The 16,828-nt window shown below is 51.0% G+C and carries 12 protein-coding genes; 10 read left to right on the top strand and 2 right to left on the bottom strand.

The genetic code is table 11. The features are described from left to right. From TOLA_RS16705 to dcuR, 8 genes are all read left to right on the top strand, one after another. Positions 1-207: a hypothetical protein gene (locus TOLA_RS16705; RefSeq protein ID WP_015879606.1), complete on the top strand. Its 207-nt coding sequence runs from the start codon at positions 1-3 to the stop codon at positions 205-207. 148 nt (positions 208-355) lie between these two features. Beyond that, positions 356-2,953, top strand: a complete 2,598-nt coding sequence (acnB, locus tag TOLA_RS13035; protein WP_015879605.1) for a bifunctional aconitate hydratase 2/2-methylisocitrate dehydratase — start codon at positions 356-358, stop codon at positions 2,951-2,953. Positions 2,954-3,144: 191 nt separating this feature from the next. Then, complete coding sequence (locus TOLA_RS13030; RefSeq protein ID WP_015879604.1) at positions 3,145-3,513, top strand: YacL family protein; 369 nt, start codon at positions 3,145-3,147, stop codon at positions 3,511-3,513. 202 nt (positions 3,514-3,715) lie between these two features. Continuing rightward, positions 3,716-4,054: a P-II family nitrogen regulator gene (glnK, locus tag TOLA_RS13025; protein ID WP_015879603.1), complete on the top strand. Its 339-nt coding sequence runs from the start codon at positions 3,716-3,718 to the stop codon at positions 4,052-4,054. Between the two features lie 212 nt (positions 4,055-4,266). Beyond that, the gene (locus tag TOLA_RS13020; protein WP_015879602.1) at positions 4,267-5,265 is read left to right on the top strand and encodes a Fe(3+) ABC transporter substrate-binding protein; all 999 of its coding nucleotides are present in this window, start codon (positions 4,267-4,269) and stop codon (positions 5,263-5,265) included. Between the two features lie 9 nt (positions 5,266-5,274). Further along, a complete protein-coding gene (locus tag TOLA_RS13015) occupies positions 5,275-6,909 on the top strand; it encodes an ABC transporter permease (protein WP_015879601.1) in 1,635 nt (544 codons plus the stop codon). Beyond that, complete coding sequence (locus tag TOLA_RS13010; RefSeq protein ID WP_015879600.1) at positions 6,906-7,940, top strand: ABC transporter ATP-binding protein; 1,035 nt, start codon at positions 6,906-6,908, stop codon at positions 7,938-7,940. Before TOLA_RS13015 ends, TOLA_RS13010 begins: the two co-directional genes overlap by 4 nt. Positions 7,941-8,047: 107 nt before the next feature. Further along, positions 8,048-8,782 carry a two-component system response regulator DcuR gene (dcuR, locus tag TOLA_RS13005; protein WP_015879599.1) on the top strand — a complete coding sequence of 245 codons (735 nt, stop codon included), beginning with the start codon at positions 8,048-8,050 and terminating at the stop codon, positions 8,780-8,782. 24 nt (positions 8,783-8,806) lie between these two features. On the opposite strand, the gene TOLA_RS13000 is transcribed toward dcuR, so the two are convergent. Both TOLA_RS13000 and TOLA_RS12995 read right to left on the bottom strand, forming a co-directional pair. Next, positions 8,807-9,772 carry an FAD:protein FMN transferase gene (locus TOLA_RS13000; protein WP_041609537.1) on the bottom strand — a complete coding sequence of 322 codons (966 nt, stop codon included), beginning with the start codon at positions 9,770-9,772 and terminating at the stop codon, positions 8,807-8,809. A 70-nt stretch (positions 9,773-9,842) separates the two neighbouring features. Then, entirely contained in the window at positions 9,843-12,623 is a 2,781-nt protein-coding gene (locus TOLA_RS12995; RefSeq protein ID WP_015879597.1) for a flavocytochrome c, read from the bottom strand. Between the two features lie 886 nt (positions 12,624-13,509). Between TOLA_RS12995 and TOLA_RS12990 the strand changes: the two genes are divergently transcribed. Together TOLA_RS12990 and fumA are read left to right on the top strand one after the other, a co-directional pair. Then, complete coding sequence (locus TOLA_RS12990; protein ID WP_041609901.1) at positions 13,510-15,012, top strand: anion permease; 1,503 nt, start codon at positions 13,510-13,512, stop codon at positions 15,010-15,012. 114 nt (positions 15,013-15,126) lie between these two features. After that, positions 15,127-16,776: a class I fumarate hydratase FumA gene (fumA, locus tag TOLA_RS12985; RefSeq protein WP_015879595.1), complete on the top strand. Its 1,650-nt coding sequence runs from the start codon at positions 15,127-15,129 to the stop codon at positions 16,774-16,776. Positions 16,777-16,828: the final 52 nt, after the last annotated feature.

Raw genomic sequence — 16,828 nt, 5'->3', positions numbered from 1 at the left:
GTGAAAAACTTGTCTTACCTCATAGTGGCAGTCGCGGTAACGGTGATGACCGGTTGTGTCGCACCGTATCATCAGCCGGTTCGTGTTAACCGGGCCGATGTCGACGTGGGTGGTGCCCGTGTGATTTTGGGTGGCGGTGGTGAACAGTATCCTTCAGGTGGCGGACGTTTCTGCCCTCCGGGCCAAGCGAAGAAAGGCCGCTGCTAATTAGCAGATATGTTTTTATTTTGCATATAAATTCACTATAGTTGTCCCCGTTTGCTTATATAGCCAAGTTGACTCACTGCAATAAGTTAAGTCACTGAAATCTGTTCAGGGAAGAGCTGCGGGGCTGATTTTCGAAAAGGAGTGCATTGTGCTGGAAAACTATCGTCAACACGTCGCTGAACGTGCTGCGCAGGGTATCGCGCCAAAACCATTATCAGCCGAACAGGTTGCTGCACTGGTTGAATTACTGAAAAACCCACCGGCAGGCGAAGAAGCTTTCCTACTGGAACTGCTGGCTGATCGCGTACCACCCGGAGTGGACGAAGCGGCTTATGTGAAAGCCGGTTTCCTGGCTGCGCTGACGAAAGGACAAGTCTCTTCACCGGTGATCAGTGCTGAGAAAGCCACTGAATTGCTGGGTACCATGCAGGGCGGCTACAACATTCAGCCGCTGATCGATCTGCTGGATGACGCCAAACTGGCACCGATTGCCGCGAAAGCACTGTCTCACACCTTGCTGCTGTTTGATTCTTTCCATGACGTACAGGAAAAACTGCAAGCCGGTAATGCCTACGCTAAGCAGGTCATGGAATCCTGGGCGAATGCCGAATGGTATCTGAACCGTCCGCAACTGGCTGACAAAATCACGCTGACCGTTTTCAAAGTCACCGGTGAAACCAACACCGATGACCTGTCACCGGCACAGGATGCCTGGTCACGTCCGGATATCCCGTTGCATGCGCTGGCAATGCTGAAAAACAGCCGTCCTGGCATTACTGCTGATCAGGAAGGCGCTGTTGGCCCAATCACCACACTGGATGCCCTGAAACAGAAAGGTTTCCCGCTGGTATATGTGGGTGACGTAGTCGGTACCGGTTCATCCCGTAAATCAGCGACGAACTCCGTGCTGTGGTTTATGGGCGACGATATTCCTAACGTGCCGAACAAACGTGCGGGCGGTTTCGTACTGGGCGGTAAAATTGCACCGATTTTCTTCAACACTATGGAAGATGCCGGTGCACTGCCAATCGAGCTGGATGTCAGCAAGATGGATACCGGTGATGTGATCGACATCTATCCGTATGCCGGGAAAGTGACCCGTCACGGCAGCGACGAAGTGATTGCCACTTTCGAGCTGAAAACTGACGTACTGCTGGATGAAGTGCGTGCTGGTGGCCGTATTCCATTGATCGTGGGTCGTGGTCTGACTGACAAAGCACGTGAAATGCTGGGTCTGCCTGCATCCACCGTGTTCAACCGTCCGAAACCAGTGGCTGATACCGGTAAAGGTTACACTCTGGCGCAGAAAATGGTTGGTAAAGCCTGCGGCGTAACCGGTATTCGTCCGGGCACTTACTGTGAACCGAAGATGACTACCGTGGGTTCTCAGGATACTACCGGCCCGATGACCCGTGACGAGCTGAAAGATCTGGCCTGTCTGGGCTTCTCGGCTGACCTGGTGATGCAGTCTTTCTGTCACACCGCAGCTTATCCGAAGCCGGTTGACGTACAGACTCACCACACGCTGCCAGACTTCATAATGAACCGTGGCGGTGTTGCACTGCGTCCGGGCGATGGTGTTATCCATAGCTGGCTGAACCGCATGCTGCTGCCGGATACTGTTGGTACTGGTGGTGACTCACATACCCGTTTCCCTATCGGTGTTTCTTTCCCGGCGGGCTCTGGTCTGGTGGCGTTTGCTGCTGCGACCGGCGTGATGCCACTGGATATGCCGGAATCTGTGCTGGTGCGCTTCAAAGGCGAACTGCAGCCAGGTATCACCCTGCGTGATCTGGTACATGCAATCCCTTATCAGGCCATTCAGATGGGCTTGCTGACTGTAGAGAAAGCGGGCAAGAAGAACATCTTCTCCGGCCGTATTCTGGAAATCGAAGGTCTGCCAGATCTGAAGGTAGAGCAGGCGTTTGAACTGGCCGACGCCAGTGCCGAGCGTTCTGCTGCCGGCTGTACCATCAAGCTGGATGAGGCGCCAATCGCTGAATACCTGAACTCCAACATCGTGATGCTGAAGTGGATGCTGGCAGAAGGCTATGGCGATAAACGTACTATCGAGCGTCGTATTGCCGGTATGCAGGAGTGGCTGGCGGATCCGAAACTGATGTCAGCCGATGCGGATGCGGAATACGCAGCGATCATTGAAATCGACATGAGCGAAATCAAAGAGCCGATCCTGTGTGCGCCGAACGATCCGGATGATGCGCGTCTGCTGTCGACCGTTGCCGGTGACAAGATCGACGAAGTGTTCATCGGTTCCTGCATGACCAACATCGGTCACTTCCGTGCTGCCGGTAAACTGCTGAACCAGTTCAAAGGCCAGCTGCATACCCGTCTGTGGATTGCACCACCGACCAAGATGGATCGCGATCAGCTGACCGAAGAAGGCTACTACGGTATTTTCGGTCGTGTCGGTGCCCGCATCGAGATCCCGGGCTGTTCACTGTGTATGGGTAACCAGGCACGTGTCGGTGACGGCACCACGGTCGTGTCTACCTCTACACGTAACTTCCCGAACCGTCTGGGTCAGGGCGCGAACGTGTATCTGGCTTCCGCAGAACTGGCTTCTGTGGCGGCGATTCTGGGACGTATTCCAAGCGTGGAAGAGTACCAGTCGTATGCGAAAGAGCTGGATGCGATGGCAGCTGATGTTTACCGCTATCTGAACTTTGATCAGATCGCCAGCTACACCGACAAAGCGGATAAAGTGATCCTGCAAGTACCGGTATAAACATCGATTTACTGCGATATGAAGGGCAAGTCACAGACTTGCCCTTCTTTTTTTAGTTATTTAGTTTGGCTACTTGGAATAAGTTTTCAGCTATTGTTAATAAGTAAGAACTAATCAGGCAAACGCAGTCTGCTGGCAGACTGAATGGTAAAGGGAGTGACCCGTATTGCCGTTGTTCAGGAGCACAATATATGGATCATCAATTTGTCCGGAATACGGATGGCCGTTGCCGGGCCCGTCTGTCAATGGGGCATGAAGCGTTTGGTTTATGGCTGACAGATGAGCTGGGAGCCGATGTCGCCCGTTGTAATGAGTTACTTAAAATAACGGCACGATTACTTCATGGTGGTGATGAGTATACGTTACCGGGCAAGGATTTTTCTCTTCATCTGGATCAGGAAGCCGCGACAGTCAGTGCACGGGAACTGCAATTTGAGACAGAAATTGAAGATAATGAAGCGGGATTAAGTTATTACGACGATGAATTGTTTGCCGCCTGTGGCCTGGATGACTTTGAACAACTATTGCTGGCCTGGCGTGAATTTATCAGCGAGCAATAACAGGCAAACGACCCACAATGACGCCCCTTTTTGGGGCGTTTTTGCAGCAGTGCTGAAGTGAAGTGCACAATTCAACACACCAATATCAGCAGATTGTCAGTTCCTTGCTGTAACTAACTGAAAATTAATAATTTTCAATAGATGGCACAGACATTGAATTGTTTCAGTCAAGCCCAATTAACCAGGGAGTGGGAGTTTAACTATGAAACTTATCAGTGCAATCATTAAACCGTTCAAACTGGATGACGTACGTGAAGCCGTTGCGGCACTTGGCGTGGACGGTATGACCGTGTCCGAAGTGAAAGGGTTTGGTCGTCAGAAAGGCCACACCGAGCTGTATCGTGGTGCTGAATATCAGGTCGATTTTCTGCCAAAGGTAAAACTGGATATCGCTACCTCTGACGACAACGTGGAAAGCATCATTGAAGCCATCAGCAAAGCCGCTTATACCGGTAAAATTGGTGACGGTAAGATTTTCGTGTACGATCTGGCGCACGTAGTGCGTATCCGTACCGGCGAAGTGGATGGTGAAGCCATCTAAGCTTGATTCTGCTTGTTCGTCCAGACATGTTGGGACCTTTATGGTCCCTTTTTTATTGCCTTCTGAAAGCTGTTTTGCATCGCTGTCGTCTTCTTTTTGGTCAAGCCGGACACTGAAGTCAATACAAACGATATTTATTTTCATTTATTTACAAATGATATCCGTTCTCATATCATTATGATAATGATTCTCATTAGTTGGATGGATACGTAATGACAAAAGTAGCGTTGTTGGCTTTACTGGTGGCGGGTTCTGTTCAGGCGGCGGAAGAAATTAATGTTTATTCTGCCCGTCAGGCTTATCTGATTGAGCCTATCGTTCAGGCGTTTGAAAAAGAACAGGGTATCAAAGTGAATCTGGTGTATGCCGAAGATGGTCTGGCAGAGCGTCTGGCCCGTGAAGGGAAACATACGCCGGCTGATCTGGTACTGACGGTCGACATTAGTCGCCTGATGGAACTGGTCGAGCAGGATCTGGTGCAACCTGTTAATAGCCAAACGCTGAACAGTAATATTCCGGCTCAGTACCGTGATCCGGACAACCGCTGGTTTGCCCTGACTACCCGTGTCCGCAATATTTACACCTCTAAAGAGCGTGTCGGCAAGCCAGATGATATTACCTACGAGTCACTGGCTGACGAGAAATACAAAGGTAAGATTTGTACCCGTAGCGGTAAAAACTCTTATAACGTCGCATTGGTTGCTTCGATGATTGCTCATCACGGTGAAGCAAAGGCGGAACAATGGCTGGAAGGGCTGAAGGCCAACCTGGCGCGTAAACCACAGGGCAATGACCGCGATCAGGTTAAAGCCATCAAGGAAGGCGTGTGTGATCTGTCACTGGGTAACAGCTATTACCTGGGCAAAATGCTGCAGGATGAAGAGCAGAAAACCTGGGCTGACGCTGTTTATATCAACTTCCCGAACCAGAAAGATCGTGGTGCTCATGTCAACGTGAGCGGGGTTGTGATGACCAAATATGCCAAGAACAAAGACGCGGCAGTCAAGCTGATGGAATACCTCTCGGCGGATAAAGCACAACAGATGTATGCCGAACTGAACATGGAGTATCCGGTGAAGGCGGGTGTCGCGCCATCCAGGCTGGTCGCTTCATGGGGCGAATACAAGGCCGATGCGCTGCCAATCGCTCAGATTGCTTCTTATCGTAAACAAGCGATAACCCTGATCGACAAAGTTAAATTTGATCTGTAAGGATATTTAATGGCAGTTGTACGCCATCGTCGCTGGTTAGCTGGCAGCGGAGCACTAGCTCTGCTGCTGTTTTCACCTGTAATGGCTTTATTGATTGAAGCCTTCAGTACGGATGCCGGCTTGCTGCAACAGCTCTGGCAGACGGTATTACCCACCTATCTTTTCAATTCTCTGGCCCTGGTTACGCTGGTGGTTATCTTTGCCGTATTGCTGGGATTGCCTTGTGGCTGGTTGCTGGCGAATTATCAGTTACCGGGGCACCGCTATCTTGAATGGGCGCTGATCCTGCCGCTGGCGATGCCGGCTTATGTTGTGGCCTATATCTACACCGATTTACTCGATTACACCGGCTGGTTACAAATACAGCTGCGTGACTTGTTTGGCTGGCAATCGGCCGCCGATTACTGGTTTCCGGATCTGCGGACCTTAGGCGGTGCCGCTGCCATGCTGGCATTGGTGCTCTATCCGTATGTCTATCTGCTGACCCGCGCCGGCTTTCTGGAACAATCGATCAATCTGCAGGATGCCGGCCGGATGCTGGGTGCCAATCACTGGCGGCGTTTTTTCCGCATCAGTCTGCCCTTGGTCCGGCCGGCATTAATCGGCGCCATGATTCTGGTGGCGATGGAAACGCTGGCCGATTTTGGCACGGTCTCCTATTTTGCCGTGAATACCCTGACGACGGCGATCACCGATGCCTGGCTGGGTTATGGCAGCCTGCCTTCCGCCGCACAGCTTTCGGTCTGCCTGATCTCGATAGTGGTGCTCCTGATCCTGCTGGAAAAGATGAGCCGCCGCCGGCAGCAGATCTTTCAGAAAGGAAACGGTATTCCCGTTCATAATCGTCCCCGTCTGGCAGGCAGCAAATTGATGCTGTCGCTGGGATATTGCTGGCTGATTGTGTTTCTGGGTTTCTTCTTGCCCGTGCTGGTGTTGCTGGATTATGCCCTGTCGGCACTGGCGGAACAGGACTGGCCGGCACTGCTGCAATACAGTTTTAACAGTCTGCAAATCGCGCTGGCGGTTGCAGCACTGGCAGCCATTCTGGCCTTGCCGCTGGTGCTGACCCGTCGTCTGTTACCCAATAAGCCGGGCGTACAGGCGCTGCAAATCGCGGGTATCGGTTATGCCATGCCGGGTACGGTGTTAGCGATTGGTATTCTGATCCCGTTTACGCTGGGTGATTTCCTGCTGAATGACGTTATCGCAGCCTTCGGCTGGCAAGAGCCGGGGTTGATCCTGACCGGAACTATTTTTGCGCTGGTCTGTGCCTATGTGGTGCGTTTCATTGCGATTGCCCTGGGCAGTCAGGAAAGCTCACTGGCCCGCATTTCCTTCAGTCTGGACATGGTCAGCCGCAGTCTGGGTTATTACCCGTTACCGATGTTCGCCCGCGTACATTTACCGCTGATGTGGCGCGGCATCATGGCGGGGATCGTGCTGATTTTTATTGAATCCATGAAAGAGCTGCCTGCCGCGTTATTACTGCGCCCGTTTAATTTTGAAACGTTACCGACCATTGTTTATCAGTATGTCAAAACCGAGCAGTTACAGCTGGGCGCCTTACCGGCGCTGATGATCGTGCTGGTGGGGTTATTACCGCTGATTTTCTTTAACCGCTCGCTGGAACGGGGAATAACATGAACGCCATTGAAATTCACAACCTGCAGTGCGGCTATCAGGAGCAGGCTATTCTGCAGAATGTCTCCTTTGTTCTGGAAGAACGGAAAATACTGGCGCTGCTCGGCCCGAGTGGCTGTGGCAAGACCACCTTGCTGAAAGCGATCGCCGGACTGATCCCCATTGATCACGGGCAGATCTATCTGCATGACCAGCAGGTACAGGATGGGCATAAAGGGCTGGATCCGGAAGAGCGCGGTGTGGGTTTTATCTTTCAGGATTATGCGCTGTTTCCGCACATGACTGTGCATGACAACCTGATGTTCGGGTTGCGGCCGTTACGCCTGAAAAAACAGGATGCCGAAGAACGCATCGCCTCTACCTTGACGACTGTCGGGCTGTCCGGCATGGACAAACGTTATCCGCATGAGTTGTCCGGCGGCCAGCAGCAGCGGGTGGCGATTGCCCGCTCACTGGTCTGTCGTCCGAAACTGATGTTGCTGGATGAACCATTTTCCAATATCGACAGCCAGTTACGGATCCCGCTGATCCGCGAGATCCGCGATTTACTGAAATCACAGCACATTACCGCGATTTTTGTGACGCACAATAAGGAAGAAGCGTTTAGTCTGGCCGATGAGCTGGCGGTGTTTCAGCAAGGCAACATTGTCCAGCAAGGGGAGGCCAGTGCCGTGTATCATCAGCCGGCTAACCTGTACGTGGCTGAATTTCTCGGCAAAGGGAACCGCGTACCCGTGACCCGCCAGAGTGATCAGTCGGTGCTCACCCCGTGGGGCGTCATACCGGTGAATCAGGTACCGGATCACCCCGATCTGATGATGTTTATCCGGCCGCAATGGCTTGAGATTGTGGAAGGGGGTGATGGCCGGTTAATTGAGCAGCATTTTCTCGGCACGCATGCCCATTGCCGCATTCACTGGCAGGGGATGGAGCTGGACGCCTGGCACGCTGATTCAATGCCGATCAGTACCACGGCCGTATCATTACGCTTGCGCCCGCATCAGCCGGTGATCTTTCGTTGTGAGCAGGCTTGAATGTTCGTCTCATTCTGAAACATTGATTTGTATGCTTTATCAGGGATATCGAGCGTTTTCCTCGTTTTTTTTGTAAAATCCTCCGGAAATGGTGGGAGGAAAAGCAAGTGATCAATGTTTTAATTGTCGATGATGATGCCATGGTTGCCGAGCTGAACCACCGCTATGTTACCCAGCTTCGTGGGTTTCAATGCTGTGGTGTGGCCTCAACTCTGGAACAGGCGAAAGCGCTGGTGTTAAACCATCAGCATCCAATCGACCTGATCCTGCTGGATGTCTATATGCAGCAGGAAAATGGTCTGGATCTGCTGCCGGTGCTGCGTAACGCGCATCGTCCGATTGATGTGATCATGATTTCTTCCGCTTCCGATGCGGAAACCATCAAGAAGTCACTGCATTACGGTGTGGTCGATTATCTGATCAAGCCTTTCCAGTTTGCCCGGTTTGAGGAAGCATTAACCAGCTGGGCAAAGAAAAAGACGCTGATGGACAATCAGCAGAATTATCAGCAGTCGGAACTGGATCGCATCATCCACGGTACCCCGATGCAGGCACAGCGTCCGGAAGGTGAAGCCAAACGGTTACCGAAGGGCTTAACCCCGCAAACCCTGCGCACCATCTGTCAGTGGATTGACAGTCATTCAGGCATTGATTTCTCGACGGAAGATCTTGCCAGCTCGGTACTGATTTCACGCGTCTCCTGCCGAAAATATCTGGTCTGGCTGGAAGAGATCAAGATCCTGCACACCAGTGTCCATTACGGCATGACCGGCAGACCGGTTTACCGTTACCGCTTACAGCCGGAACTGCATGCCCGGTTGAAACAGTATGCTCAGGATTAACCGCTGACTGAGCCTGCCGACAGATTACGCCAGCTGGTAGTCGCTATCCTGTAAGGTGAAGCGGAACTGGCGTTGTGACGACAGAATCACCTGACCGGTTCGGGTGACAAAGATCGCCTCAATATGGGGCACGGTGGTGAGATAGTGCAGGGCTTTCTTTACGCCCATGCCATACAGCAACGTGGTGTAAATATCGCCATCCACCGAGTCGTCTGAGATCACGGTGACACTGAGCAGTTCGTTATCCAGCGGATAGCCGGTCTCCGGATCCAGAATATGGTGGTAGATCTTTCCCTCTTGCTCAAAATAACGCTCATAAATGCCGGATGTGACCACCGACTTGCCGGCCACTTCGATGATGCCAATCAGCGCATCCGGGGCGGCAAACGGTTTTTTTAACCCGACTCCCCATGCACTCTGATCTCCATAGCGAGGGGTTCCGAGTGTCAGGACGTTTCCACCCAGATTAATCAGCGCCTGATGAATGCCCATCTGCTGCAGCAGATCCCGTACCCGATCGGCAATATAGCCTTTGGCAATCGCACCCAGATCGATTTCCATGCCTGCCTGTGCCAGATAAACGGAACAGGCCTGCGGGTCGAGCATGACCTGATCCGGACGGGTCAGCGGCAACAGAGACTGGATTTCTGCCGGAGACGGCACGGTGTCGCCGTGAAAACCGATTTTCCAGCGCTTGACCAGCGGGCCAATGGTGAAATTAAAACAGCTGTCTTGCATCAGACTGACGGTTTTCGCTTTGCTGATCAGCTCAAACACCGGACGACTGACTACCACCGGGTGCAAACCGGCGGCATGATTGATGGTCATCAGTTGCGAGTGTGCACGATTCACCGTCAGCATATCTTCCTGTTGCTTGATCAGGTGAAAGACGGCCTGGGCGGCTTGTTGATTATCTTCGAAGAGTTTCAGGAGGATGGGGGAGCCCATCAGGACAGCGGAGTAAGAATAGACCCGTTCTACGGATGACATAGGGATCACCCCGGTTGAATAGTGGTTGAAAGCCAGTGCACTCACCCGGAGCGCACTGGCAAACACGTGGCTATGAACAACGCGCCAGGTTAGCGGCGTTTCGTCCGGCCATCGTACCGAAGATAATGATATCAGCAACCGCATTACCACCGATACGGTTCCCGCCATGGATACCACCAACCACTTCACCGGCAGCGAATACGCCCGGAATCACCTGATTGTTCACATCCAGCACTTCGGTGTTGGTGTTGACGGTGACCCCGCCCATGGTGTGATGCACACCCGGGGCGATCTGAATCGCGTAGAACGGACCTTCGTGGATCGGATGACGTAATGCAGTCTTACGACCAAAGTCTTCATCATTCTGTTTCTCAACAAAGACGTTGTAGCGTTCCAGTGTAGCCAGGAAGGCATGCATATCCATATTCAGTTTGTCGGCCAGTTGACGGGGGCTGTCAGCACTGACTACAAAACCACGGCCAATGTATTCGTCTGCCGCTTTGTTGTTCAGACGAACCTGCTCATCGAAAACGATGTAGGCATAGTGTTCCGGCAGACCGATGATCGCTGCAGAAACCTTGTCGCGGGTTTCCATTTCATTGAAGAAACGTTCGCCTTTCTGGCTGACCAGAATCGCACCACCACCACGGATTGCTTCAGAAATCAGGTAGGAAGTGGTCTGTTCCACAGTCGGGTGGATCTGGATTTCACCCATGTCCACAGTACCGGCACCGATGTTTTCCAGTAACGCGATCCCTGATCCGGTTGCGCCTTTGTGGTTGGTGGTGACAAAGTCTTTCAGTTCAGGGCGATATTTGACCACCATTTCCTGATTGGCACTGAAGCCACCGGTTGCGACCACGATGCTCTTCGCATAAATGGTCAGAATTTCATTTTCTTCATTTTTCACCCGCAGACCGCTGACGGCACCGTTTTCCATCAGGATATCGATGACATCGGTGTCCAGCATGACGTCGATGTCGCGCTGGCTGATGTTCCGCACCAGACCACTGATCAGGAAGCCACCTACTGCAGAACGGTCAGCCGGACGGTGGGTACGGTCAATGCTCATCCCGCCAGTAATCGTGATGTCATTCAGGACAATGCCACGATCCGCCAGCCATTCAACCGCTTCAGGCGCATTGTCGACAAAGCTGCGCAGCAATTCCGGGTTATTCAGCCCCTGACCGCCTTTCAGACTTTCCTGATAGAACTTCTCTTTGCAGTCATCGATACCTTTCATTTTCTGGAAACGGGTACCTGCGGCATTCATGCCGACAGACGCTTTGATGGTATTCCCGCCAATGCTGGACATCTTTTCGACAATCAGAACTTTGGTGTCACGGTCGCTGGCCTGGATGGCTGCTGCCAGACCAGCACCACCACTACCGATCACCACAACGTCGTAACGAGGCGGCTCCAGACTGCCACCTTCTTCCAGTACCAGCGCTTTGCAGGATTTCGCCATCGCTTTGGTCACAGCTTTTTTCACCGCTTCACTCTGCGTGGTTGCACCAGAAACAGCATCAACGTGAGGGGTGTTGGCATCCAGAATACGGGTACGGATTTCTTCGAAACTGGAAACAAAAGTAACATCCAGACCTTCCTGCGATTCCAGTACGATATCTGTAATCCGGTCAGTTTCCAGACTGACATTGATTCCCAGTTCATTGTTTTCGTCCTGAACTGTTTCCCGGAACATGCCACTCTTGAATTTGCCGGTTGGCATGCTGCTCAGATCGCGGATCATCGCGTCGACCAGCGAGAAGCGCCATAACGGTTCAGGAATGGTTAATGCTTCGCGTTGCGTGCTGTCGATGAACAGCTCCACTGTTTCACCACGGGCAATGCGATCGGTCCAGTCCGGATAGGCAATGCAGGCTTTACCGACGGCAACCAGATCGTAGCCATGCTCGATGGCGAGTTCAGCATCGGATTTGTTGACGATACCACCCACCCCGATCATCGGGATTTGCGCCAGTTTTTCAGAACGCAGCGCAGTATATTTCCGGATCAGCGGTGTTGGATCGTGCTTGTCAACAATGGATGGACGCAGTGTATAGCCCATCGAGAAGTGCAGGTAATGCAGCCCCTGTTCAGCCAGTCTTTCCAGCAGATACAGGGTGTCATCAAAACGGATACCTGGCACTTCCAGCTCTTCCGGAGAGAAACGGTAGCCGATGATGAAGGATGGATCGGCATACTGGCGAACCATTTTCCGGGTGATTTCCAGCACCGCCAGCGGGAAGCGGGCGCGGTTTTCACGGCTGCCACCCCATTGATCGTCACGCTGGTTTGAATTGGGGGAGAAGAACTGCTGGATCAGGTAAGTATTGGCACCGTGGATCTCGACGCCATCAAATCCGGCTTTAATCGCGCGGCGGGTCGCTTCACCAAACTTGGTGACCATCGCTTCGACTTCTTCCGCAGTCAGTGCTTCGGGAGTCGCCGCGCCTTCACGTGGTGCTGCAATTGCACTTGGGCCAACCGGGGTACGGCCACCAATCAGTTCAGGTTCGACCATCCGGCCGCCGTGATAGATCTGCAGAACAGCTTTCGAGCCTCTGGCCTGAATGGCTTCAGCAATTTTTGCCAGACCTTCAATTTTGTTGTCGTGATCGATACCGATCGCGCCAGGAAAAGCCAAGCCTCTGTCATCAACAAAACCACATTCAACGATCACCGTACCAATGCTGCCAGCGCGTTCACGGTAGTATTCAACCAGTTCACTGGTGACACTACCATCGAAATAGCCGGTACAAGTGGTCATTGGTGCCATCAGAAGACGGTTTTTCAGTTGTGTGCCATTCGGTAAAGTAAATGGACTCAGAATGTCATTTTTAGAGTACATAAATATAAGCTCCAAACTAAAAAACTCAGAGATTTAAGAAATAGGTTCCCGTTGGATATTTTTATTATTTCTGGATTGGTATTAGGTTAATTCTTATTGCAATAAAAACTATTTTTTAACTAGGTTTAACTCACGTGATTTAGCGAGATTTGATTAGCATTGGTTAAATTTAATCAACTCACACAAACATAGTATTTTATTTTTAGCGATAAGTTTGCTTACATTAGTTAAATAACTATTGTTTGTTATCGTTAATATGTGTTTGTCACTTCTTTTTTTACTAAGGGTAAATATTTCACATTAATCACAATTATTCATAAATTCATTAATAAAGTGTTTTCAAATAAATAACACAAATATAACAATAAAATTTAATAAGTAATAAAATCAATATCTTATAAGTGTGTTGTGGTGAGTCTGCATGGCTCAATATACAGAGAGATCATTTAAGTCTAATCTATGGTAAGACGATTGGTTATCGACTGAATCGTAAATTATATTTCTGGGAATAAAATCGGATAAACGTTTGGTTGTTATTTTGCGATACGAGCCAATCGAACGTTTTTATTAAACTTTGATCAAGATCACCTGCTGTTTTTTTAAAAAGTGATTATACTGCACAATATACGCGCTAAATGATTTTGCATTGTTAAATGCCAAAATCAGTGTTAATGAAAATTAATTTGTCATCACTTTTGAAACTAAACTAAGTAAATAAATTAAATTAATCAAAGCGGGCTTATTTTAATAATAATCCGGCATGTTTCCTGATTTGGAATATTTCCGGGAGCAGGTTATGTGTGCGTCTTTTAAGCAGTAAGACCATGCATTGCATATGTCGATGAAACCAGATTCTCAACTACTGTAGATAAACACTATGAAAGAAATGAGTATACCAATCGACACTCAGTTGGTCGATAAAGCATCAGATGGTAAGTTAAACCGCCTCTTCTTTATGTTGGCTCCGTTCGTGGTGACGGCTCTATTGCTGTTGATGCCAGTCCCCGAAGGATTACAACCCTACGCATGGTATTACTTTGCCATTTTCGTTGGGGTTATCGTCGGTCTGATCTTTGAACCGCTACCAGGCGCGGTCATTGGCCTGACCGGGGTGGTCGCGATCGCACTGACCAGTCAGTGGGTGCTGTTCAGTCCTGAAGATATGGCTGCCCCTAAATTCAAACTGGCTGCTGAATCATTCAAATGGGCCGTCAGTGGATTTGGTAATTCCACGGTATGGCTGATCTTTGGTGCGTTCATGTTTGCCGCGGGCTACGATAAAACCCGCCTCGGACGCCGTCTGGCATTGATTCTGGTGAAGTATCTGGGACGTCGCAGCCTGACACTGGGTTATGCGATCATGTTTGCGGATCTGCTGCTGGCACCGTTTACACCATCGAATACCGCACGCAGTGGGGGAACTATCTACCCGATTATTGCCAACCTGCCACCGCTGTACGGCTCTAAACCGAACGATCCGAGTGCACGTAAAATCGGCTCTTACCTGATGTGGGTGGCGATCACCGCGACCTGTATCACCAGTTCGATGTTCCTGTCTGCGCTGGCACCGAACCTGCTGGCACTGGCACTGGTAAAAAGTACCGTGGGTATCAGCATCAGCTGGGGAAACTGGTTTGTTGCCTTCCTCCCGCTGGGCATTCTGTTTCTTCTGACCATGCCGCTGCTGGCGTACTGGTTCTATCCGCCAGAAGTGAAATTCAACGATGAAGTACCTCGCTGGGCAAGTGCCGAGCTGGTTAAACTGGGTCGTCTGTCCCGGAATGAAATTCTGCTGCTGGTCTTCGTTTGTGCTGCGCTGATCATGTGGATCTTCGCTGCCAGCGTGATTGAACCTGCGATGGCTGCACTGCTGATCATCGGTCTGATGCTGTGGACGGGGGTTCTGGAGTGGAACGACATCACCAGTAACAAAGCCGCATGGAACACCTTTTTCTGGTTCGCGACACTGGTTGCACTGGCGGGCGGATTATCATCGACCGGTTTCATTGCCTGGTTGGGTAAAGAAGGCGGCATGCTGATGAGCGGTATCTCCGCCGGCACCGCGACAGTTATGTTGTTGGTGGCGTTCTACCTGCTACATTATTTATTTGCCAGCGCAACAGCGCACACCACGGCGCTGCTTCCTGCGATGCTGACCATTGCATCGACGATTCCGGGAATGAATATGGAAGTCTTCTGTATGCTGATGGTGACATCGCTGGGTGTGATGGGCATTATCACCCCATACGGCACTGGTCCGAGCCCGATTTACTATGGTAGTGGTTACCTGCCAACCGCCGATTACTGGCGACTGGGAACCATTTTTGGTGCCATCTTCCTGGTAGCCTTGTTAGTCATCGGTTACCCATGGATGGTCATGATGTTCTGATCAGTGAACGGCCGACCCTCCGGGGCGGCTGTTTCTATATGTGAATCTGTGCTGCCACGCATGTAGATGTATTCTTGCTAAAGCGGCGATAAATAATGATGAGAGAATAGAGAAATGCCAAATAAACCTTTTTATTACCAGGATCCGTTCCCGCTCGCTAAAGATGAAACCGAATACTATCTGCTGACGAAAGATCATGTCTCCGTGAGCGAATTCGAAGGTCAGGAGATCCTGAAAGTCGCACCTGAAGGTCTGACTTTACTGGCTCAGCAGGCTTTTCATGATGCATCCTTCATGCTGCGGACGTCCCACCAGAAGCAGGTTGCCGCTATTCTTCATGATCCGGAAGCCAGCGAAAACGACAAATATGTTGCGCTGCAATTCCTGCGTAACTCAGAAATTTCAGCCAAAGGCGTTCTGCCTACCTGTCAGGATACCGGTACAGCCCTCATCATGGGGAAAAAAGGCCAGCGTGTCTGGACCGGTGGTGATGATGAAGCAGCCCTGACCCGGGGTGTTTACAATACCTATACAGAAGACAATCTGCGTTACTCCCAGAATGCCGCGCTGGATATGTACAAAGAAGTGAATACAGGGACAAACCTGCCGGCTCAAATCGACCTTTACAGCGTCAATGGCGATGAATACAAATTTCTGTGTGTCGCCAAAGGTGGTGGTTCAGCCAACAAAACCTACCTGTATCAGGAAACTAAAGCACTGCTGACTCCGGACACACTGAAAAAATTCCTGGTCGATAAAATGCGTTCGCTGGGAACTGCAGCCTGCCCGCCATACCACATTGCATTTGTAATTGGTGGCACCTCTGCGGAAAGCACGCTGAAAACCGTGAAACTGGCTTCTACGCATTACTATGATGCGCTGCCAACCGAAGGTAACGAGCATGGTCAGGCATTCCGTGATGTTCAGCTGGAACAGGAACTGCTGAAAGAAGCGCAGAATCTGGGTCTGGGTGCTCAGTTTGGTGGTAAATATTTCGCGCATGATATCCGCGTGATCCGTCTGCCGCGTCACGGTGCATCTTGTCCGCTTGGTATGGGTGTTTCCTGCTCTGCTGACCGTAATATCAAAGCGAAAATCAACCGCGATGGTATCTGGATTGAGAAACTGGAAAGCAATCCGGCGCAGTACATCCCTGAAGAACTGCGTCAGCAAGGGGAAGGTGATGCCGTTCAGGTTGATCTGAACCGTCCGATGCAAGAGATCCTGGCTCAGCTTTCTCAATATCCGGTGGCTACTCGTCTGTCTCTGTCCGGTACTATCATCGTAGGTCGTGACATTGCCCACGCGAAACTGAAAGAGCGTCTGGATAAAGGCGAAGGTCTGCCGCAATACGTGAAAGATCATCCAATCTATTACGCTGGCCCGGCCAAAACTCCGGCTGGTTACGCCTCTGGTTCTTTAGGCCCGACTACGGCAGGTCGTATGGATTCTTACGTTGATCTGCTGCAGTCACATGGCGGCAGCATGATCATGCTGGCGAAAGGCAACCGTAGCCAGCAGGTTACAGATGCGTGCCATAAACACGGTGGCTTCTATCTGGGCAGCATTGGTGGCCCGGCTGCCGTTCTGGCGCAGGAGAGTATCAAGAGCCTGGAATGTGTGGAATATCCGGAACTGGGTATGGAAGCGATCTGGAAGATTGAAGTGGAAAACTTCCCGGCGTTTATTCTGGTCGATGATAAAGGCAATGATTTCTACCAGCAGATCCTGAACAAACAGTGTGCCAACTGTACGATGAAGTAATCAGTCGGATTGACCTGTAAATCAGACGGAAATCCAGTGACCACAAGTCACT

Origin of the sequence: Tolumonas auensis DSM 9187, from assembly GCF_000023065.1 — a bacterium.
Lineage (GTDB): Bacteria > Pseudomonadota > Gammaproteobacteria > Enterobacterales > Aeromonadaceae > Tolumonas > Tolumonas auensis.
Note: the sequence above shows the minus strand (reverse complement) of the source record. Positions and strands in the feature narration are given on the sequence as shown.

What these genes read in the sequence shown, in the direction of transcription:
- TOLA_RS12995 (WP_015879597.1), bottom strand. Translation starts at nt 12,623, where the DNA reads ATGTACTCTAAAAATGACATTCTGAGTCCATTTACTTTACCGAATGGC.
- glnK (WP_015879603.1), top strand. Translation starts at nt 3,716, where the DNA reads ATGAAACTTATCAGTGCAATCATTAAACCGTTCAAACTGGATGACGTA.
- TOLA_RS12990 (WP_041609901.1), top strand. Translation starts at nt 13,510, where the DNA reads ATGAGTATACCAATCGACACTCAGTTGGTCGATAAAGCATCAGATGGT.
- TOLA_RS13015 (WP_015879601.1), top strand. Translation starts at nt 5,275, where the DNA reads ATGGCAGTTGTACGCCATCGTCGCTGGTTAGCTGGCAGCGGAGCACTA.
- TOLA_RS13000 (WP_041609537.1), bottom strand. Translation starts at nt 9,772, where the DNA reads ATGTCATCCGTAGAACGGGTCTATTCTTACTCCGCTGTCCTGATGGGC.
- fumA (WP_015879595.1), top strand. Translation starts at nt 15,127, where the DNA reads ATGCCAAATAAACCTTTTTATTACCAGGATCCGTTCCCGCTCGCTAAA.
- TOLA_RS13020 (WP_015879602.1), top strand. Translation starts at nt 4,267, where the DNA reads ATGACAAAAGTAGCGTTGTTGGCTTTACTGGTGGCGGGTTCTGTTCAG.
- TOLA_RS13030 (WP_015879604.1), top strand. Translation starts at nt 3,145, where the DNA reads ATGGATCATCAATTTGTCCGGAATACGGATGGCCGTTGCCGGGCCCGT.
- TOLA_RS13010 (WP_015879600.1), top strand. Translation starts at nt 6,906, where the DNA reads ATGAACGCCATTGAAATTCACAACCTGCAGTGCGGCTATCAGGAGCAG.